Here is a 20,537-nt window from a genome sequence, read left to right on the forward strand (position 1 = left end):
GATTTGGGAAAGGAAACCCTGTGACGGAATCGAGCGCCTGGGTAAATCCACTGCGCAACGAGAAGGATAAGCGCCTCCCGCGCATCGCCGGCCCTTCCGGCATGGTTATCTTCGGGGTAACCGGCGACCTCGCCTACAAAAAGCTGCTGCCAGCTATCTACGACCTTGCCAACCGCGGCCTCTTGCCCGCGGGCTTTACTTTGGTAGGCTACGGACGCCGCGACTGGGACAAGGACGCTTTTGCCGAGTATGTGCTGGGAGCCGTCAAGGCTGGCGCCCGCACCAAGTTCAACGAACATGTTTGGCAGCACCTAGTCCAAGGCATTGAGTTCGTGCATGGCGCTTTTGACGACGCTGGCTTCGACGGCCTTTCTGCTCGCCTCGCGGAGCTCGATACCTCACGCGGTACCGGCGGCAACTGGGCTTATTACTTGTCTGTCCCACCAGAGTTCTTCTCGAGCATCTGCCACCAACTCGAGCGTGTGGGTATGGCGAACAGCGCTAACGACTCGTGGCGCCGCGTCATTATTGAAAAACCTTTCGGTCACAACCAGGAATCCGCGCGCAAGCTCAACGAAATCGTCAATGCAGTGTTCCCCGAGTCCTCGGTCTTCCGTATTGACCACTACTTGGGCAAGGAAACCGTACAAAACATCATGGCTCTGCGCTTTGCCAACCAGATTTTCGAGCCGATGTGGAACGCGCATTACATCGACCACGTGCAGATTACGATGGCTGAGGACATCGGCCTCGGTGGCCGCGCTGGCTACTACGACGGAATCGGCGCTGCCCGTGACGTCATCCAGAACCACCTGCTGCAGCTGCTCGCGCTCGTTGCAATGGAGGAACCATCCTCATTCGCGCCGGAAGCTCTGCAGGCCGAAAAGATCAAGGTGCTGCGTGCGACGCAGCCGGTGCACCCGCTGAACAAGACCACTGCCCGCGGCCAGTACTCGGCCGGATGGCAGGGCTCTGAATACGTGCGCGGTCTTCGCGAAGAGGAAGGATTCGATCCTGCCTCCACCACCGAGACTTATGCTGCCTGCACCCTCGAGGTAAATTCGCGCCGCTGGGCAGGTGTTCCTTTCTACCTGCGCACCGGCAAGCGCTTGGGCCGTCGCGTCACGGAGATCGCCTTGGTCTTCAAGACCGCGCCGCATCAGCCTTTCCACAAGGGCCAAGCCGAGTCGCTGGGCCAGAACGCCGTGGTCATCCGTGTCCAGCCTGACGAGGGCGTTACCATGCGCTTCGGCTCGAAGGTGCCGGGCTCCACCATGGAGGTTCGCGATGTGAACATGGACTTCGCCTACGCGGAGGCCTTCACTGAAGAGTCCCCCGAAGCCTACGAGCGTCTCATCCTCGATGCCCTCCTCGACGAGTCCTCCCTCTTCCCCACCAACGAAGAGGTTGAGCTGTCCTGGTCCATCCTCGATCCCATCATCGAGTACTGGTCCAAAGCTGGCCAACCTGAGGAATACCCCGCGGGAACGTGGGGCCCTGAGTCTGCCAATACGATGTTGCGCCGCCGGGGCCACTCCTGGCGCCGACCATAAGGAGAAGAAGCGTTGATTATTCCATTGCCTGACACCACGACGCGCAAGATCTCCAAGAAACTCGTTGAGGCCCAAGAACACTACACCTTGACCACCGGCCGCGTGCTGACCCTCATCGTTGCTGCCAACGAAGGCGACGACATCGAGGCGATTCTTTCCTCCGTGCGCGACGCCTCCCATGAGCACCCGTCACGCGTGCTCGTGGTCATTGCTGGTTCCCACTTGGAAGAAACTCATCTCGATGCCGAGCTACGCGTCGGTGGCGAGGCTGGTGCTTCGGAGATCGTGGTCATGCACTTGAAGGGAGCTCTGTCTGCGCAGGCCGAATCCGTAGTCACTCCGCTGCTGCTCCCGGATACCCCGATTGTGGCGTGGTGGCCCACGAAGTGCCCGGAGCACCCTGCCCGCAGCCCGATTGGCAAGCTCGCGCAGCGCCGTATTACCAACGTGGCCTATGGCGAGGGCGCAACGCACGAAGAACTGATGCAGCTCTCCCACGGGTACACCCCGGGTGATTCTGATATGTCCTGGGCCGCCATTACGCTGTGGCGCGGAATCGTGGCCTCGGCCCTAGACCGCCACCCTCATGAACCGGTCGAGTCAGTAGAAGTATGCGGGGCACAACTCAACCCAGCAGCGGACTTTGCTGCAGGCTGGCTTCTCGACGCCCTGAGCGTTCCAGTACACCGCAACGTTACGCAGTCGCCGGAAAAGGGTTCCTTCCCCATTCATTCTTTGCGCTTCAACCGCGTATCTTCCCACGTCACTGTGGAAGTGGTCGACGCAGGAACTGTTCGCGTACAAGTTCCTGGCTCTCCGGACTCTCTGGTCTCTTTGGGCATCCGTTCACAGGCGGAGGTCCTTTCTGAAGAGCTACGTCATCTCGATTCCGACAAGACATACGCGCATACGCTTCGAGCTTTGCCGCGCGTGGACTACAGTTAGCCCTACTACTATTTTTTGACCCTTAAGGATCTCACTGACATGGTCACTCTTCACCGCGTGAGCGATGTAGACGAACTCATATCCTCTGCCGCCCTTAAATTCATCGACGTCGTGACGGCGATTCAGGCCCCGGGCGGCGGGCTCCACAATGATGGCGTTGCCCGCGTGGTTCTCACTGGCGGCGGCGCTGGCATAGGAACACTCCGCGAACTGGCTCGCCTTGATGCGGCAGCACATGGCCAGAGTGAGGACTACCCTGCTCTGGCAATTGACTGGACTCGCGTCCACGTATTCTTCGGTGATGAGCGAAATGTCCCAGTTTCTGATCCTGATTCCAATGAGGGTCAAGCCCGTGCTGCTCTTCTCCACGAGGTAGGCATTCCTGAGCAACACATCCATGGTCTCGATTTAGGCGCCATCGCCATGGAGCATGCCGCTAAGGCATATGCCGGCGAGATTGCCGAATTCGCCCCAAACGGCTTCGACCTTCACTTGTTGGGCATGGGTGGCGAGGGGCACATCAACTCGATGTTCCCGCACTCCCCTGCGGTCCTCGAGGAGGAGGAACTCGTTGTGGCAGTTCACGACTCTCCGAAGCCCCCGGCAGAGCGGGTTACTTTGACCCTCCCTGCGGTTAACCGTTCCCAGCGGGTGTGGTTCCTAGTGTCCGGTGCTGAAAAGGCTGAGGCTGCGTCTCACATCGTTAAGGGCTCTCCTGCTGTGGAGTGGCCGGCTGCTGGTGCACACGGAACCCAGGAGACAATCCTCTTCCTGTCCGATGACGCAGCGGGTGAACTCTAACAACTCGTTGAGAGATCTGCGTATCTGCCAACGAAGCGCCTCCGCAAGCGCTTTGTGAGCCTTTCGTTGGCAGTTATGCACGTTTTAGGGTGGGATATACCGATAGCACGGAGCCCGACAGCTCCGAAGCTAGGCATAGAAAAAGCCCGCGTTGACCATTAACAGTCAACGCGGGCTTCTTCTTACGCGATTAGACGCCGAATGCCTGGATCAGGTTCAGCGCAACGATGCACGCCAACCAGATAATCACCATGACAATGGTGTAGCGGTCCAAGTTCTTCTCCACGACCGTGGAGCCCGAAAGGTTGGACTGGACGCCTCCACCGAAAAGGCTGGACAGACCGCCACCCTTACCCTTGTGCAGGAGAACAAAGATAGACATGAGGATCGCGGCAATCACCAGGATGATTTCCAGGGCCAAGATCATAGGATCGTTCCTCTCAAACTTTATTAATTAACTCCGGACCACTTTACACCACGACGTGGGCCGGACGATATTCCGACCCACGCCTAGGTTCCAGAGTTAAACTGCAGTCGACGCGTTCGCAGCGAGCTTGGCGAATTCGTCACCAACGAGTGATGCGCCGCCGACCAGGCCGCCGTCAACGTCCGGCTTACCCACAATCTCAGCCACGGAATCAACCTTGACAGAGCCACCGTAGAGGATTCGGATGCCCTCTGCTACCTCATCGCCTGCAAGCTCACGGACGAGGTCACGGATTGCCGCACATACTTCCTGTGCATCGTCAGCCGAAGCAACCTTGCCAGTACCGATAGCCCACACTGGTTCGTAAGCAACGACGGTCTTGGAAAGATCCTCAGCGCTCAGACAAGCGAGGGAATTGCGGGTCTGGTTGACCACGTAGTCAACGTGGGTGCCAGCTTCACGGACATCGAGCGGCTCGCCAACGCAGACGATCGGGCTGATGCCGTTCCTCAGCGCAGCAGCAGCCTTCTCTGCGACGAGCTCGTCGGTCTCACCGTGGTACTCGCGGCGCTCGGAGTGACCAACGACAACCCAGGTGCAGCCGAGTGCGGAGAGCATCTTGCCGGAGACTTCGCCGGTGTAGGCGCCGGACTCGTGCTTGGAGATGTCCTGAGCACCGTAGGTCAGCTCGAGCTTGTCGCCCTCAGAGAGAGTCTGCAAGGTGCGCAGGTCGGTGAACGGAACCATGAAGGCAACGTCGACCTTCTCGTAGTAGTCCTTTGGAAGGGAGAAGTCGAACTTCTGGATGGAAGCGATTGCTTCCTTGTGGTCGAGGTTCATCTTCCAGTTGCCGGCGATAAGTGGCTTACGTGCCATAGTGGGAAATTCCTTTCTTAAAGAGTTTAGTGGCTCGATTAGGACTGCAGAACCGATACACCCGGCAGCTCCTTGCCCTCAAGGAACTCGAGGGAAGCGCCACCACCGGTAGAGATGTGGGAGAAGCCGTCCTCATCAAGGCCAAGGAGGCGGACGGAAGCGGCGGAGTCGCCACCACCGACAACAGTGAAGGAGCCGTTGTTCTTAGTTGCATCGATAATGGACTGAGCGACGCCAGCGGTGCCCTTGGAGAATGCCTCCATCTCGAACACACCCATTGGGCCGTTCCAGAAGAGGGTCTTGGAGGAAGCAATCACCTTGTCGAATTCCTTAACGGACTCTGGCCCGATGTCTAGGGACATCCAGCCCTCTGGGATGCCGTCGAGGGCGACAACCTTGTTTTCCGCATCAGCGTCGAACTCGGTTGCAGCAATCAGGTCAACTGGCAGGACAATCTTATCGCCGAAGCGCTCAAGGAGGTCCTTGCAGTTGTCGATCTGGTCTTCCTGCAGAAGGGAGTTCTGGACGTTGTAGCCCTTAGCAGCTAGCAGGGTGTAGCACATGCCGCCGCCGATGATGACCTTGTCTGCCTTGCCAGCAAGAGCCTCAATGACGCCGAGCTTGTCAGATACCTTGGCGCCGCCGAGCACAACGACGTATGGGGACTCAGGCTTTTCAGCAACTGCAGCGAGAGTCTCTACCTCTTTCTGCACGAGCTTGCCGGCGTATGCGGGCAGGCGCTTGGCGACGTCGTACACAGAAGCCTGTGCACGGTGGACAACACCGAAACCGTCGGAGACGAATGCACCATTGTCAGCGGCAAGGGCAACGAGCTCGTCTGCGAAAGCACCGCGCTCTGCCTCGTCCTTAGAGGTCTCACGTGGGTCGAAGCGGACGTTTTCGATGAGCATTACGTCGCCATCGTTAAGGCCGTTGGCACGCTCGTGAGCGTCTTCACCGGTGACGTCGCCAGCCAGTGCGACGTACTGGCCGAGAGCCTCGGAAAGAGCCTCAGCTACAGGAGCCAGGGAGTACTTCGGGTTGACCTCACCCTTAGGCCGGCCAAGGTGTGCGGACAGGATAACCTTGGCGCCGCCCTCGACGAGTGCCTTGATGGTAGGCAGCGAAGCGGTGATGCGTCCGGAGTCGGTGATGTTACCCTCATCGTCCAGTGGGACGTTGAAGTCGGAGCGGACGAGTACGTGGCGGGACTCAACGCCTTCGGCGATGAGATCATCTAGGGTCTTGAAAGCCATAATTTTCTCCTTAATCGATTTTTAAAAAGAGTTCTATATAAGAATACCGGCCCACGCCTAGCCCAAGTGGGCAAAGTGTGGGCCGGTTAATCATCCAAGTGAGGTCTTTAGGACTCGCAGCGGATTAGAGCTTGGAAGCGACCAGGGAGGTGGTGCGTACGAGCTGGTTGGTGTAGCCCCACTCGTTGTCGTACCAGCCGAGAACCTTAACCAGGTTGCCGTTGGAAACCTTGGTTACGCCAGCATCGAAGATGCAGCCGTGCGGGTCGGTGATGATGTCGGTGGAGACGATTGGGTCCTCGGTGTAAGCCAGGGTCTCGCCGAACTCGCCGACAGCAGCTTCCTTGATTGCAGCGTTGACTTCTTCAACGGTGACGTCGCGGGAAGCGGTGAAGGTCAGGTCTGTTGCGGAACCCGTGATGGTCGGAACACGCATTGCGTAGCCGTCCAGCTTGCCCTCGAGTTCAGGCAGAACCAGAGCAACAGCCTTAGCTGCACCGGTGGAGGTAGGAACCATGTTCACAGCAGCGGCGCGTGCACGGCGTGGGTCCTTGTGAGGAGCGTCCTGGATGCGCTGGTCACCGGTGTAGGAGTGAACGGTGGTCATGAGGCCCTTCTCGATGCCGAACTTGTCGTTGAGAACCTTAGCCATCGGAGCTAGGCAGTTGGTGGTGCAAGATGCTGCGGAGATGACGTTGTGGTTTGCAGGGTCGTAAGAATCGGAGTTGACGCCGTAAACGAATGTTGCGTCCACGTTCTTAGCAGGTGCAGAGATGATGACCTTCTTTGCGCCAGCCTCGATGTGAGCCTTTGCAGCCTCACCGTCGGTGAAGAAGCCGGTGGACTCAACAACGATGTCAACGTTGTGGTCGGACCACTTTAGGTTCTTTGGATCGCGCTCTGCGGAGACTGCGATGCGGTGGCCGTTGACGGTGATGGACTCATCGTCGAAGGAGATTTCGCCATCGAAACGGCCCAACACGGAGTCGTACTTCAGCAGGTTTGCGAGGGTGCCGTTATCGGTCAGGTCGTTGACTGCAACAACCTCGAGGTCGGTGTTGCCCTGAGCAATTGCACGGAAGAAGTTGCGGCCGATGCGGCCAAAGCCATTGATGCCTACGCGGATGGTCACTGTTATTTCTCCTCTAAAAATCGAGTAAACGTTCGTGTTGGTCCGAGGCATCTCCTCTAGTTCTGCCTTATGCGAAGAACCTCGGTGAGTTTTCCCAACACGGCCGATACTACCGAGCAAACATAGTGCGTGCAGCGGCTGAGCGCGGGTGCAGAAAGTTGAATGCCGAAACCAGAAAAGAGGCGTACAATATTGCAACCTGTGTCTAAGCGCTTGGTAAATATGCGCAGGAATTCACCTGCTTTTGCCCGTATATGTTGTTTTATGTTGATAAAGGTGGGATATGTCACTCCCCCAGCTTAACGGCAGATAATCAACAATAACGGGAGAATTTCACAGCAAGAAAATTAGCTTCACCGCCCCGAATGTGACCGTTTTGCCCAATCAAAAACCGCCCCATCCGATCGGACAAGGCGGCAGGCAATACTGAATCGAACTAAACCAAAACCTTTAGGACTGGTCGAAAAGATCCTCCGTCACTGAGTCATTGGTGTCGGGAATCTGCAATTCTTCCGCCCGTTTGTCAGCCATCGAAAGCAGGCGGCGAATGCGGCCAGCCACCGCGTCCTTGGTCATGGGAGGATCTGCGAGGCGACCTAGCTCCTCGAGTGAGGCTTCACGGTGCTGTACACGCAGACGTCCGGCATCGGCAAGATGTTCTGGCACGTCATCGCCCAAGATCTCCATCGCACGTTCTACTCGAGCTGCCGCGGTGACTGCGGCGCGCGCCGATCTACGAAGGTTTGCGTCGTCAAAATTGTCCAAGCGCTTCGAGGTATCGTGTGCCTCGCGCTTTACGCGTTTCTTCTCCCACGTCAAACGAGTTTCTTGCGCACCCATGCGGGTCAGCAAAGCGCCAATGGCGTCGCCGTCACGCACGACCACACGGTCTGCCCCCCGGGTTTCTTTCGTCTTAGCGGCGATACCAAGGCGTCGCGCGCACCCCACAAGAGCAAGCGCCGCCTCTTGGCAAGGGCACAATACTTCCAGAGTGGAAGAACGGCCAGGCTCGGTCAACGCTCCCTGCGCCAAGAATGCGCCACGCCATGCGGCTTCGTTATCAGCAATCGAGCCGGAGATCACCTGCGGCGGCAAACCCACCACGGGATGGCCTGAGCGGGTGATAAGTCCGAGACGTCTAGTTAACTCTTTTGCCCCTGTAGCAATACGCAGCTGAACCCGCGATTTCTTCTGTGAAGTCGCAGGCCCTACGACGTGAGTGCCGACCTTCAGCCCGAAGAGTTCTTCAAGTCCATCAACAAAGCGGTCAGCAATACGCTGATTATCAAGCTCAACCTCATAAGCCATCTGATCGCCGCTAATGGTTAACTCGCCGGCAAAGCGCAAAATGGCTGAAATCTCCGCAGCTCGTGCGGATTGGCGCGGAACCGAGACTTCAGTGAGTTCGTCCTTGACCTGATCGGTCAATGAAGCAGACAAAGTCTTTGCCCCTTTCTTAAAAGCATTGGAGCGTGTGCCAAGAAGCACACGGCAGTTTTTATAGTTTAGCGAGATACGTTCAATGCCGACGTTTCAGGTCTCTTAGCCCTTGACAAGCTCGCCCAGAGCAACCGACAGCTTCTCCGGGTCATGTTTGTTTGTACTTGCTCCATTTCCGTCTCTTTGGCTAAGGTCCGCGAAGGATGCTTTAGCACCCAAAACGCTCGCGGCGCGTTGCAAATAGACCCGCTCACTTTCGCTCGGGATTGCGCCTTCATCCACCAAAACTCGGTCGATTCTTAGATTAGGCGCGTGTTGAGCCAAAACGTGTAAGTGCCTCTCCGCAGAAAAGCCATGCGTCTCCCCTGGCTCAGCCGACAAGTTGAGTACCACAACGCGCAGTGCATGGGAATTACGCACTGTATCGACAATTTCCGGGACCAACACATGCGGCAGAACCGAGCTAAACCAAGAGCCAGGGCCGATGGTGATGAGGTCGGCGTCGGCAAGCGCGGCGACAGCCTCAGGATTTGCTTCGGGGTACTCAGGAAGGATCCTTACTCTTCGGACTTGACCAGGAGTCGATGCCACCGCGACCTGCCCGCGGACGGCCCGCATAATTCGAGGATCGTCATCCAATCCGGCAACCTCAGCTTCGATATCGAGGGGCTGATTAACCACGGGAAGCACTCGACCGTGGGACTCAGTGAGCACCGCTACCGCGTCCAGAGCGGCCTGATAATCGCCGAGAACATCGGTAAGCCCGGCAATGAGCAGATTACCCACCGCATGACCGGCCATGGCCCCGTTACCGCCGAATCGATGCTGGAGAGTCTGCGCCCACATCTTGCCTGCTTCAGTATCGCCAGACAGGGCCGCCAACGCCATCCGGAGGTCTCCGGGCGGAATGATGTCGAGCTCACGGCGAAGACGGCCAGAAGAACCACCGTCGTCTGCGACCGTGACGATTGCCGAGATTCGTTCAGCATTACTCATTCGCGCGGCTAGCAGGGTTTGGTAAAGGCCGTGACCGCCACCCAGGCATGCCATGTGTGAAAATCGAGTCATTGGTTCTAAAAGAGCTTTCCGGGTAATGAAATAGGGGCGAGATTAATCCCGCGCAATGTCGCGGTGGAGGGTATTGACATCCAGATCTTCTCGCTGACGCAAGCGGCGAGCAATCTCCTCTGACACAGCGACGGAGCGGTGATGTCCACCTGTACACCCGACGCCCACGGTGATGAAGTTTTTACCCTCGTGGCGGTAACCAGCGAGCATGGTCTCAAACATCTCCAAGAAATGCTCGATGAAGTTCTCTGCAGCAGGGTGGGCGAGGACGTAATCAGAGACAGGTTCATCGGTGCCTCGATATCCGCGTAGTTCCGGAACCCAATAAGGGTTGGGAAGGAATCGCACGTCGACGACCAAATCCGCGTCTCGTGGGGAGCCGTGTTTGAAGCCGAACGACTCAACGGTGACGTGCTGGGTGTCCTTGCTCATGTCACCAAATGCTGCTTCGATGGCACGACGCAGATCATGAATTGACAGGTTTGTGGTGTCGATGATGATGTCGGCGCGCTCGCGCACCTCAGCCACAACCTGGCGCTCCCTCTGGATGCCGGCCTTGAGCGTTTCATCGCCCTGCAGCGGATGCGTGCGACGAACAGAATCAAAACGGCGGATCAGCACGTCATCGCGCGCATCGAGAAACAGAACCGTGGGCTTCATGCCCAACTGCGTGACCTCATCAATGGTCTCCAGCAGTGAACCATGAAACATGCGGGAGCGCACATCGGTTACCGCAGCAACCTTCTTGACCTTCGTCTCTTCCAAGGAACACAGCTTTAGAAGATCCACAATGGCTTTTGGCGGGATGTTATGGGCCACGTAGTAGCCCTTGTCCTCGAGAACCTTAGCTGCCGAGGTGAGGCCGCCGCCGGACATGCCAGTAATGAAGACCGGCGGTGTTTCTAAGTGCGTCATAGCAACCATCTTAACGCGCCAAAGCTGGAAGGTTCCTGAAGATTCCTAACTATGCAGGTGTTCAAAAACTACGCTGGCCAACTTGGGGCCAAAGCCCTTTACGGCGGCAATTTGCTCGACGCTAGCCTCTTTCAGCTTCTTCACCGAGCCAAAGTGCTTGACCAGGTCAGTCCTGCGCTGTGGACCCAACCCAGGCACACTGTCCAGCACAGAGGAACGCATGCGTTTGGAGCGCTGCTGGCGGTGATAGGTAATGGCGAAGCGGTGAGCCTCGTCGCGGATCTGTTGCAGCAAGAACAACGCCTGGGAGTTTCGCGGCAAGATAACTGGCTCATCGTCACCGGGAACCCAGATCTCTTCCAAGCGCTTGGCCAAGCCGACGAGAGTGACGTCGACAATGCCCAGCTCGTCAAAGACTTCCTGGGCAGCGGCTACCTGCGGCGCACCGCCATCAACGATGAAGAGCTGCGGCGGATACGCGAAACGACGCCCAGCTTCAGCAGACTCTTCCGTCACCTTCTCGTCAGCGAAGGTCGACTCCTCCACCTCTTCGTCTGGGTTGGCCAGCTTGTCTTCATTGTGTCGCTTAAAGCGACGCCGCGTGACCTCAGCGATGGAGCCGACATCGTCCGAGCGGCCGTCGCCAGCTGCTTCCTTAATGCGATAACGGCGATAGTCCGACTTGCGCGGAAGCCCATCCTCAAAGACCACCAAAGAAGCGACAACGTCCGTGCCCTGAATGTGGGAAATATCCGTACACTCTATGCGCAAAGGCGCCTGGTCCATGCCCAAGGCCTCCTGAATGTCCTGCAGCGCGGCAGAGCGTGCTGTGATATCGCCAACGCGCTTGAGCTTGTGTTGACGAAGCTGCTCCTTGGCGTTCTTCTCCACGGTCTCCATCAGGGATCGCTTGTCGCCGCGCTGGGGCACGCGCAAGTCCACGTGCGCACCACGCAGCTGCTCCAACAAAGACTTGACCTCAGCTGCCTCGTCCGGCATAGCCTGGACCAGGATTTCTCGTGGGATCACGTTGCCGAGGTGTTCCTCGGTATGGGACTCCTGATCCACCCCTCGCCTATTGAGCGCAGCGTCTTCTTCCAATTCCTGCTTCTGCCTGTCAGCAGCGTCGGAATAGAACTGAATGAGGAAGTTCTGCATGAGGGCCGGAAGTCCGGGGTCAGGTTTGCCTTCCTCGAGTGGCTCGAGTGGGGCCTGATCACCAGAGCGCTCCACGACCCATCCGCGCTGGCCGCGGATTCGCCCATTGCGTACGTGGAAAATCTGTACCGCTGCTTCTAGCTCATCGGAGCTAAAAGCGATGAGGTCGGCGTCGGTGCCATCGCCGAACACCACGGCTTGTTGTTCCATGATCTTATTGATGGCGCCCAGGTCGTCGCGCAATCGGGCGGCAAGCTCGAACTCAAGATTCTCCGCAGCTTCCTCCATGCGCTGGGTCAGCTCGCGGGTTACCTTGCTGGTGTTGCCGTTCATAAAGGAAACCAGCTCGTTGACCGTCTCACGGTGCTCGTCCTTTGACACGCGGCCGATACACGGCGCATCGCACTTGCCGATGTAACCCAACAGGCACGGCCGGCCGAGGCGCTCGTGGCGGTTGTATACGCCCTTGGCACAGGTGCGCATAGGAAAGACGCGGGTCAGTAGGTCTAGGGTCTCGCGTACTGCCCAGGCGTGCGAATAAGGGCCGAAGTAACGCACGCCTTTGCGGCGCGGCCCGCGATAGAAGAACGCACGTGGAACCGCCTCTCCCACCGAGACCGCCAACATCGGGTACGTCTTGTCGTCGCGATACATGACGTTGAATCGTGGATCGAAACGCTTAATCCATGTGTATTCCAATTGGAGTGCTTCGACCTCGCTGGCCACCACGGTCCACTCCACCGAAGCCGCCGTGAGCACCATCTGCCTGGTGCGTGGATGCAGCTGCGTAATGTCCTGAAAGTAATTGGACAAGCGGGCCCGGAGATTCTTGGCCTTGCCGACGTAGATTACCCTTCGGTTTTCGTCGCGAAACTTATAAACGCCCGGTTCCGTGGGTATCGTTCCGGGCGCTGGCCTGTATGTTGTGGGATCAGCCACGTTAGTCCTGCGGCATGTACTTGGCTTCAAGTTCGCGGAACTGGCGAACCTTAGTGATTACGTCTTGTTTGTCACCAGACTGCAGTGCCCAGACAGGAACGAACTCGAAATCGGGAAGCTCGATGCGGGCCATACGCTCCCCCTCTGGGAAGGACAGCCCATACACAACCTGCCATGGGTAGAAACGAGTGCCGACAATATTGCGGACCTCGACTCCGTCCTCGTTAGCCCGCAAGCGTGGGCGGGTCAGTGCAATCCACGACAAGATGGAAATCAATACGCCGACGCCGGGGAATGCAAACTTATCAATCGTGGTCACCGCCGCACCTGTAAAGGAGACGTCCAAGGTAACACCCATAAAGATGTGGATAGCCATGACGAGGACTACCCAACCAATCGCAATCTTGCGTAGGTATGGAGACTTGGTCTCATAAAGCCAAGGTTTGGTCGACGTCAGCGCAAAAGGGTCTGCGCTGGTGTAGGCCAGAATCTCGGCATCAGATAGGTGCTTGCGAGATGTAGTCTCGCTCGCCTGAGATTCGTGTGCGTCCGTCATTTAGTCCTTCTTCTCACCTATTTAAGCGTCACTACAGGTTAGGCGCAGGCGTTTAGCCTGCCAGTCCGTCCAGTGTACGCAATTTCATGACGGTGTCTAAAGCCGCAACCATCGACTCAGCGCCCTTGTCTTCATCAGATGTATCAAAGCCTGCACGATCGACGGCCTGGGAGTACTCGTTAACTGTCAACACGCCGTTCGCCACGGGCGTCGACTCGTCGAGTGCAATGCGCGTCAGGCCTTGGGTGACCGAGTCACAGACATAGTCGAAGTGCGGGGTTCCGCCCTTAACGACGCAGCCCAAAGCCACGACGGCGTCGTGAGAACGAGCCGCTGCTTGGACAACGACAGGCAGTTCCAGTGCGCCAACCACGCGCAGCTCGGTGACCTTGGCGCCACATGCTTGAGCGGTTTCGATCGCGCGCTTATGCAGTTGATCGCAGATTTCGGCGTTCCACGTTGAAGTAACGATCGCGACGCGAACGCCCTCGGCCGAAACGAGCTGGATGTCTGGCAGGCCTTCTTTAGCCATCACGGTCCTTTCTAAGAAGTGCTAATTTTTAGCTGTGCTCGGAGTCCCACTGCGCAACCTGCGGCAGATCATGGCCCATACGGTCACGCTTGGTGCGCAGGTAGGTGATGTTGTCTTCATTGGCAGCAACAGCCAGATTAGTGTGCTGGGAGACGTCGACGCCAAAGCCAAAGAGGCCGTCGCCCTTGTGCGGATTGTTGGTCATCAAGTTGGCGGAAACAATGCCAAGGTCTCGCAAGATCTGGCCCGCAACCGAGTACTCGCGTGCGTCTTCGGGCAATCCCTGTTCGAGGTTGGCGTCGACAGTGTCGAGGCCCTTGTCCTGCAGGTGATAGGCCTTGAGCTTGTTGACCAAGCCGATTCCACGACCCTCTTGACCACGCAGGTAGACCACAACCCCCTGTCCGGCCTCCTGCACCGCCCGCAAAGAGGCGTTGAGCTGAGGACCGCAATCGCAGCGACGCGAACCAAAAACGTCGCCAGTAAGGCATTCGGAATGCACACGCACGAGCACATTCTCCGCGCCCTTAAGCGCCTCGACGTCGCCTGCGACTAAGGCGATATGCTCGCTCTTGTCGACGTCGTGGGTGTAGCCGATCGCAGTAAACACGCCGTGCTCAGTAGGCAGGCGGGTAGACACCGAGCGCACGATCTGAGTCTCATGGTGGCGGCGCCATTCGATGAGCTGCTCGATCGAAATCATCGACAAACCATGGGCATCTGCGAAGCGGCGCAGCTCCGGTGAACGCGCCATATCGGTCGGGTCTTCTTCCGATACGATCTCGCACAGCACGCCCGCCGGACGCAACCCGGCCAGTCGGGCAAGGTCGATGGAAGCCTCAGTGTGGCCGTCGCGCTCCAGCACGCCGCCGGGTCGAGCAGCCAGCGGAACTACGTGACCAGGGCGAGTGAAATCTCCGATCTCGGAGGTCGGGTCAGCCAGGCGCCGGATGGTCTCGGCGCGGGAACCAGCCGAGATACCCGTCGAGCCAGTCGCAGCATCTACCGTGACCGTGTAGGCAGTGTGGCGAACATCTTCGTTAACCGCGATCATCGGCGGAAGATTGAGGCGAGCACAATCTTCGGGCATAAGTGGCGCGCAAATATAGCCGGAGGTGTATCGAACCATAAACGCCACGAGCTCCGGAGTCGCAAGCTCGGCGGCGAAAATCAGATCTCCTTCATTCTCACGGTCTTCATTGTCTACCACCACCACGGCTTTGCCGGCAGCGATGTCAGCAATAGCTTGTTCAACGGTATCGAGTTTGACGGAAGATTCTGCAGCGGTCATAAAGACTTACTCTAGCCCTTGCCGTTGGCGCCGGAAGCGTTAGGCCCAAACATTTTTTCCACGTACTTGGCCAGCACATCTACTTCGAGGTTGACTGCGGCACCAACTTCCAGCTGCCCGAATATGGTGTCGCGCAGCGTTGTCGGAATGAGAGAGACCTCGAACCAGTCTGCGCCGATGTTGCTTACCGTCAGCGAGGTGCCGCTGACTGCGATAGAACCCTTCTCTACCACGTATCGCGCAAGTCCGGCGGGCAGCTCGAAACGCAACACCTCCCAGTTCTCAGACGGGGTGCGCGAGATGAGTTTCGCAGTGCCGTCGACATGGCCCTGCATGATGTGGCCGCCCAAGCGGGTAGTTGGAAGCAGAGCACGCTCCACGTTGACCTGGGACCCCACGCGCAGTTCGCCGAGCGCCGAACGATTTAGGGATTCCTGCATGACGTCGGCGATGAAGACGTCCGCGGTTCGCTCGGCCACGGTGAGGCACACGCCGTTGATTGCGATGGAGTCACCAAGGGCGGCGTCGTCAAGTATCTTAGGCGCGGCGATTCCTAAGCGGATCGCGTCTCCCTGCCGCTCCAAGGAAGCGACCGTGCCGATTTCTTCCACGAGTCCAGTAAACAAAATCTATCCTTTAACTTTTAATCTCGAAGGCTTGACTCTACTCGTCATCCACGTATGGCCTGCGCACGTACTCGATGAGCACATCGTCGCCCAGCACGGTGGTGCCCACGCGCTGAAAACGACGCGCATCCTGCAAGGTTTGGGCCACCGGATGGGCCAACACTCCCCGCCCCTCTCCGAGCAACAGCGGCGCAATGTAGGCCTGCACCGCATCCACGTATCCGGCATTGAGGAAGGCGCTGGCCAGCCCGGCCCCGCCCTCGACCAACACGTCGCGTGCGCCCGCCTCATAAAGCGAAATCAGTGCGTCATCGATGTTGGCAAATTGATCGTAGCCAAGTTCGCGCAAATGCGACGATGCCGCTCCCGCATCCTCTAAGTTCCTTTGGCCAATCACGACGCGGCGCGGCTGTTGCTCCCGCAGCGTGCCATCGGGGAAACGAGCGGTCAACGAGGGGTTGTCTGCCAGCGCGGTGCCGGTGCCGATAATGATGGCGTCACGCCGCGCGCGGTCGACGTGCACCCATTCACGCGCGTGCTCCCCGGTAATCCATTGACTTGTACCATCGCTTGCCGCGGTAAAACCGTCGAGTGTTTGCGCAAACTTTAGGGTCACGTGCGGGCGGCCCAGGCGCAGCGAAGTCAACCACGGGATGAGAGCATCGGACACGGGCAACTCCGCAGGCGCTTCAATCTGTGCGACCTCAATGCCCGCGGCGCGCAGAGTCTGCGCCCCGCCAGCAGCCACGCCGTTCGGGTCAGGATGCAGGAAATATACCTGGGAAATATCCGCCGCGATAAGTGCTTCCGCGCAGGGGCCAGTGCGCCCAGTGTGGTTGCACGGCTCGAGTGTAACGACTGCTATGCCGCCGCGGGCGCTGCTGCCGGCCTCTTGTAGGGCCATGACCTCGGCATGCGGCCCGCCTACGGGCTGAGTGGCGCCAGTGCCTACGAGGTTGCCCTCGGCGTCGAGAATGACTGCACCCACCGGCGGGTTGGGGCTCGTCGTGCCGCGCACGGATTGACCCGCCTCCATCGCACGGATGAGGGCGGCATCGAGGTCAAGCTTCATAAAGACTTTCTGATTGCAATTTCCGTTTGGTCAAGGACGGTCCCGCGAAAGGTTCGGGATGTGAAGCGGTTAGAAAACTATTGCGAGGCCAGCTGGCGCAGTTCCTCGACTGCTGCGGCCTTGTCTGCTTGCTTGTAGATGGCAGAACCGGCCACGAACGCGTGGCAGCCAGCTTCCGCGGATGCAGCGATGGTCTCGGCGGAGATGCCACCGTCGATTTCGATCAGGGTATCGAGGCCCTGCTCATCAATGGCAGCGCGCAATGTGCGTACCTTATCCAGCATCTCAGGCATAAACTTCTGGCCTCCGAAGCCAGGTTCAACCGACATTACCAGTGCCAAATCAAAGTGCTCTAGTTTGTCCAACCACGGCTCGATGGGAGTGTTGGGCTTGATGGAAAAGCCCGCCCGTACGCCCATGCCGCGGATTTTATCCGCCAGCGCGAGCGCCGCATGCTCGTCAGCGACGGCTTCCACGTGGAAGATGATGCAATCAGCGCCTGCCTCAGCGTAGGTTTCGACCCACTTTTCCGGTTCCTCAATCATGAGATGAACGTCCAAGACCTGATCCGTGATGCCATCAACAGTCTTGGTGATGTCAGGGCCGAAGGACAGGTTGGGCACAAAGTGGCCATCCATGATGTCGACGTGGATCCAGTCAGCGTTGTGTACCGCACGTACCTCTTCCCCCAAACGGGAGAAGTCAGCGGCGAGAATCGAAGGGGAAATAATCGGTGCAGGCATGGTGTTCAGTCTAGACCTTCCCTTCGATTGCGCGCAGCCACTTCTTTATCAGCTCGGCTAACGCTTAGTCACGACGAAGCGCGGCGAAGAACATCGCGTCGGTGCCGTGGCGATGCGGCCACATCTGGACCGACTTGTGGTGTCCAACGTCACCCATATCCGGAATGAGTTCGTGGGCATCGAGCTCCACGGCGCCCAGCTTGGCGACGGCGCGATCCACAACGTCGCGCGTTTCCCTCAGGTCCGGCGAACACGTCGAATAAACCACGACACCGCCGGGGCGCACGAGCTTGAGCGCGGATTCGAGCAGCTCAAATTGCAGCTCGTTGAGTTCGGCGATGTCGGACTCGGACTTGCGCCAACGAGCCTCCGGACGGCGACGAAGGGCGCCAAGGCCGGAACACGGGGCATCGACAAGCACGCGATCGAAGCCAGCCTCAAGGCCGGGGTTACGGCCGTCAGCTACGTGCACACGAACAGGCAGATCCGCAACAGTCTTCTTGATGAGCTCAGCGCGGTGCGGCGAGACTTCCACCGCATCGACATGGGCCTGCTCAATGCGTGCCAGCGCACCCATGAGGGCCGCCTTGCCGCCAGGGCCCGCACACAGGTCGAGCCACCGCCCGGAATCAGTACCTGCAACGGGTGCTTCGACCACTGCGCGGGCAATGAGCTGCGAGCCTTCATCCTGGACCGCGGCAAAGCCCTGCTTCACAGGCTCCAGATCACCCGGATCACCAGATTCCATGTAGACGGCATAGGGCGAGTACTTGCCTTCTTCATTGCCGGTCATAAGCGCCAGCTCCTCGGCGCTAATCTCGCCGGGACGCGCTACTAGGTGAACGATAGGACGCTGGGAGTCGCCTTCCAGCGCTGCTTCGAGTTCGCCCAAGCCGACAACCCGGCTAAAGGACTGTGCGATCCACGCGGGATGCGCGTGCTTGAAGGCCAGTGCCGCGATCTCGCCCTGCGGGGCGAGCTTGTCGAGCCACTTCTCGGCTGGGGTGCGCGTGATGGTGCGCATGATGCCGTTGGCAAAGCCCTTGGCTTTCTCAAAGCCTGCGGCCTCAACCAAACGCACAGTGGTGTCTACGGCAGCATGCGGCTCCACGCGGGTAAAGAGCACCTGGTAGGCGCCCAGCCGCAAAGCATCCAAAACCTCAGGGGCAATCGCATCAAGCGCACGGGACGAGCACTCCCCGATGACTGCATCGAGCACCCCCTCGGTGCGTAGAGAACCATAGGTCAGCTCGGTTGCAAAGGCAGCGTCGCGGCCTTCAAGCTTGTGCACGCGCAAAGCCTTGGGCAAGGTCAGGTTCGCAAACGCATCATCGCTGTGAACGCGGCGCAGTACCTCAAAGGAGACCGCACGAGCGGTGTCTACGCCGCTTCGTCGCGCAGCCTGGACGAAGGAGTTCTTCTCCTGCGCGCCCCGCCTGCCTCGAGGGTGGTGTGAATTACGCGAGTTATTCTTGCCATTGCGCTGTAAAGATCCGCGTTGTGCGTCACGCGCATACTGCTTACGCCCATCGGCCTTGCGCTCGGAATCGCCGCCTTTGGAGCGGGAACGGAAACCACCACTCATGAGAACCTCACCTCTTTGTTGCCGCCCAGGCCGCGCGCCCAGTCTGCAGCGTTCATCATCTTCTTGCCAGGGACTTGCAGACGCTCCAGCTTGACTGCCGCATCAGCTGTGCCGACGTACACGGACTTCTTCGTAATGTGCGCCTCACCTGGTGCGAGGGCAACGCCCTCAAGTGCCGGGTCAACGCCTATGAGGCTAACCGGGCCAAGCTTGACTCGCTCCTCCCCAAGCATGGTCCAGGCACCCGGGGCCGGGGTGTGTGCCCGAATGTGGCGGTCGATGGCTTCCGCGGAATCCTGCCAATTGACGCGAGCATCCTCAACTGCGATCTTGTGCGCGTAGGAGGGTGCGCCCGATTGCTCGTGTGGGGTGATGGTGCCTGCCGCCAAGCCGTCCATCGTTTCCACCAAGAGATCACCACCGGCATAGGCCAGGCGGGTGAGAAGATCGTCTGCGGTATCAGTTGCCTGAATCTTCTCTTCGAGCGTGCCCAGGATGACGCCGGTGTCCAATCCCTTATCGATACGGAAGGTAGTAGCACCCGTGACTTCATCGCCGGCTGCGATCGCAGCTTGCACTGGGGCCGCACCGCGCCACGCAGGTAGCAAGGAGAAGTGCAGGTTGACCCAGCCATAGCGCGGTAGGTCAAGAAGATCCGGCGTAATAAGGTTGCCGTAGGCCACAACGGGGATAGCCTCAGGAGAAAGATCCCGCAGACGTGCGCGCAGCGCCTCGCCGTCCTCGGTGCCGGGCTTGAGGGTGCTTGGGGTGAGCACCTCGATTCCATGTTTTTGAGCCAGCTCTTTCACCGGGCTGGGGTGCAGAGTACGGCCCCGGCCCCTGCGCGCATCGGGCCTAGTGATGACCGCGACAACCTCATGCTTGGAGGCAATGAGCTTTTCCAAAGCCACCACTGCGGGCTCCGGGGTACCGGCGAAGACAATTCGCATGCTGAACCTTTACTTCTTTCTTCTCTTGTTGCTCTAGTTTCTTAGGCTGCTCTAGCTACTAGGAGTTAAACCACTCTGAATTGCGGATAACCTGCATCGCTTCTTTGCGCCGCTCAGGGGTGAGCCTTTGCAGGAACAAGACGCCATCAAGGTGGTCAGTCTCATGCTGAATGCAACGCGCCATCAACCCGGAGGCCACCATCGAGATGGCATTGCCCCGTACATCGCGGCCGTGGACCACGACCGATTCATAGCGCTCGGTGTTTTCGGTGATGTCCGGAATCGATAGGCAGCCCTCGGGGCCGTCCTGCGTCTTGTCCCCCAACGGGGTCCACACCGGGTTGATGATGGCCCCACGCAAGCCGGTCTGAAAGTGGGAGCAGTCATAGACAAAAATGCGCTTGGTCAAACCAATCTGGTTTGCGGCAAGGCCTACTCCGCCGGCCGCGTCCATGGTCTCCAGCATGTCATTGGCCAAGGCCTCAAGCGATGAATCAAACTTTTCAATCTCGGTAGCACGAGACGTCAAGACTGGATCGCCGTACATGCGAATTGCTCTGATTGCCACTGCGGAACCACTACCTTTCAAACAATTACGTCGCACTCGACAATAGTGGACATGCCAGACACAGCGGCGGACTGGGTAGACCCAGCAGCACTAAACCGTCTCCA

Annotated in this window: 20 protein-coding genes; 3 read left to right on the top strand and 17 right to left on the bottom strand. The window is 58.6% G+C overall.

Features of this window, described 5'->3' with window-relative positions:
- The first annotated feature begins 20 nt into the window (after window positions 1-20).
- From zwf to pgl, 3 genes are read left to right on the top strand one after another with little or no spacing between them, the layout of a single operon-like run.
- A complete protein-coding gene (gene zwf, locus I6I72_RS00695) occupies window positions 21-1,553 on the top strand; it encodes a glucose-6-phosphate dehydrogenase (RefSeq protein ID WP_049062373.1) in 1,533 nt (510 codons plus the stop codon).
- A 12-nt stretch (window positions 1,554-1,565) separates the two neighbouring features.
- Complete coding sequence (locus I6I72_RS00700; protein ID WP_005531605.1) at window positions 1,566-2,498, top strand: glucose-6-phosphate dehydrogenase assembly protein OpcA; 933 nt, start codon at window positions 1,566-1,568, stop codon at window positions 2,496-2,498.
- A 39-nt stretch (window positions 2,499-2,537) separates the two neighbouring features.
- Window positions 2,538-3,299 (top strand): 6-phosphogluconolactonase, encoded by a 762-nt coding sequence (gene pgl / locus I6I72_RS00705; RefSeq protein ID WP_005531606.1) that lies wholly within the window; start codon window positions 2,538-2,540, stop codon window positions 3,297-3,299.
- 190 nt (window positions 3,300-3,489) lie between these two features.
- On the opposite strand, the gene secG is transcribed toward pgl, so the two are convergent.
- The 17 genes from secG to def all read right to left on the bottom strand — a co-directional run bounded on the left by secG (window position 3,490) and on the right by def (window position 20,433).
- Window positions 3,490-3,726: a preprotein translocase subunit SecG gene (secG, locus tag I6I72_RS00710; RefSeq protein WP_005531608.1), complete on the bottom strand. Its 237-nt coding sequence runs from the start codon at window positions 3,724-3,726 to the stop codon at window positions 3,490-3,492.
- A gap of 96 nt (window positions 3,727-3,822) precedes the next feature.
- The gene (gene tpiA, locus I6I72_RS00715) at window positions 3,823-4,602 is read right to left on the bottom strand and encodes a triose-phosphate isomerase (RefSeq protein ID WP_049062372.1); all 780 of its coding nucleotides are present in this window, start codon (window positions 4,600-4,602) and stop codon (window positions 3,823-3,825) included.
- A 38-nt stretch (window positions 4,603-4,640) separates the two neighbouring features.
- Window positions 4,641-5,858, bottom strand: a complete 1,218-nt coding sequence (locus tag I6I72_RS00720) for a phosphoglycerate kinase (RefSeq protein ID WP_049062371.1) — start codon at window positions 5,856-5,858, stop codon at window positions 4,641-4,643.
- A gap of 124 nt (window positions 5,859-5,982) precedes the next feature.
- Complete coding sequence (gene gap / locus I6I72_RS00725; protein WP_034657516.1) at window positions 5,983-6,990, bottom strand: type I glyceraldehyde-3-phosphate dehydrogenase; 1,008 nt, start codon at window positions 6,988-6,990, stop codon at window positions 5,983-5,985.
- A 450-nt stretch (window positions 6,991-7,440) separates the two neighbouring features.
- A complete protein-coding gene (whiA, locus tag I6I72_RS00730; protein WP_005531616.1) occupies window positions 7,441-8,430 on the bottom strand; it encodes a DNA-binding protein WhiA in 990 nt (329 codons plus the stop codon).
- Between the two features lie 102 nt (window positions 8,431-8,532).
- Window positions 8,533-9,498 carry a gluconeogenesis factor YvcK family protein gene (locus I6I72_RS00735; RefSeq protein ID WP_005531618.1) on the bottom strand — a complete coding sequence of 322 codons (966 nt, stop codon included), beginning with the start codon at window positions 9,496-9,498 and terminating at the stop codon, window positions 8,533-8,535.
- A 42-nt stretch (window positions 9,499-9,540) separates the two neighbouring features.
- Entirely contained in the window at window positions 9,541-10,422 is an 882-nt protein-coding gene (rapZ, locus tag I6I72_RS00740; RefSeq protein WP_049062370.1) for an RNase adapter RapZ, read from the bottom strand.
- A 36-nt stretch (window positions 10,423-10,458) separates the two neighbouring features.
- Window positions 10,459-12,510, bottom strand: coding sequence for an excinuclease ABC subunit UvrC (gene uvrC / locus I6I72_RS00745; protein ID WP_005531623.1), 2,052 nt, complete (start codon window positions 12,508-12,510; stop codon window positions 10,459-10,461).
- A 1-nt stretch (window position 12,511) separates the two neighbouring features.
- Window positions 12,512-13,066 (bottom strand): PH domain-containing protein, encoded by a 555-nt coding sequence (locus I6I72_RS00750; RefSeq protein WP_005531625.1) that lies wholly within the window; start codon window positions 13,064-13,066, stop codon window positions 12,512-12,514.
- A 52-nt stretch (window positions 13,067-13,118) separates the two neighbouring features.
- A complete protein-coding gene (gene ribH, locus I6I72_RS00755; protein WP_005531627.1) occupies window positions 13,119-13,598 on the bottom strand; it encodes a 6,7-dimethyl-8-ribityllumazine synthase in 480 nt (159 codons plus the stop codon).
- 28 nt (window positions 13,599-13,626) lie between these two features.
- The gene (locus I6I72_RS00760) at window positions 13,627-14,889 is read right to left on the bottom strand and encodes a bifunctional 3,4-dihydroxy-2-butanone-4-phosphate synthase/GTP cyclohydrolase II (protein WP_049062368.1); all 1,263 of its coding nucleotides are present in this window, start codon (window positions 14,887-14,889) and stop codon (window positions 13,627-13,629) included.
- Window positions 14,890-14,900: 11 nt separating this feature from the next.
- Entirely contained in the window at window positions 14,901-15,515 is a 615-nt protein-coding gene (locus I6I72_RS00765; protein WP_049062367.1) for a riboflavin synthase, read from the bottom strand.
- Between the two features lie 37 nt (window positions 15,516-15,552).
- The gene (gene ribD / locus I6I72_RS00770) at window positions 15,553-16,587 is read right to left on the bottom strand and encodes a bifunctional diaminohydroxyphosphoribosylaminopyrimidine deaminase/5-amino-6-(5-phosphoribosylamino)uracil reductase RibD (RefSeq protein ID WP_005531633.1); all 1,035 of its coding nucleotides are present in this window, start codon (window positions 16,585-16,587) and stop codon (window positions 15,553-15,555) included.
- A gap of 77 nt (window positions 16,588-16,664) precedes the next feature.
- Window positions 16,665-17,330, bottom strand: coding sequence for a ribulose-phosphate 3-epimerase (gene rpe, locus I6I72_RS00775; protein ID WP_049062366.1), 666 nt, complete (start codon window positions 17,328-17,330; stop codon window positions 16,665-16,667).
- Between the two features lie 64 nt (window positions 17,331-17,394).
- Window positions 17,395-18,915 (bottom strand): RsmB/NOP family class I SAM-dependent RNA methyltransferase, encoded by a 1,521-nt coding sequence (locus tag I6I72_RS00780; protein WP_049151706.1) that lies wholly within the window; start codon window positions 18,913-18,915, stop codon window positions 17,395-17,397.
- Window positions 18,912-19,865 (bottom strand): methionyl-tRNA formyltransferase, encoded by a 954-nt coding sequence (gene fmt, locus I6I72_RS00785; protein ID WP_049151707.1) that lies wholly within the window; start codon window positions 19,863-19,865, stop codon window positions 18,912-18,914. Before fmt ends, I6I72_RS00780 begins: the two co-directional genes overlap by 4 nt.
- Window positions 19,866-19,923: 58 nt before the next feature.
- Window positions 19,924-20,433 (bottom strand): peptide deformylase, encoded by a 510-nt coding sequence (gene def, locus I6I72_RS00790; RefSeq protein ID WP_034657519.1) that lies wholly within the window; start codon window positions 20,431-20,433, stop codon window positions 19,924-19,926.
- Window positions 20,434-20,537 lie beyond the last annotated feature (104 nt).

Source organism: Corynebacterium striatum, from assembly GCF_016728105.1.
Taxonomy (GTDB): Bacteria; Actinomycetota; Actinomycetes; order Mycobacteriales; family Mycobacteriaceae; genus Corynebacterium; species Corynebacterium striatum.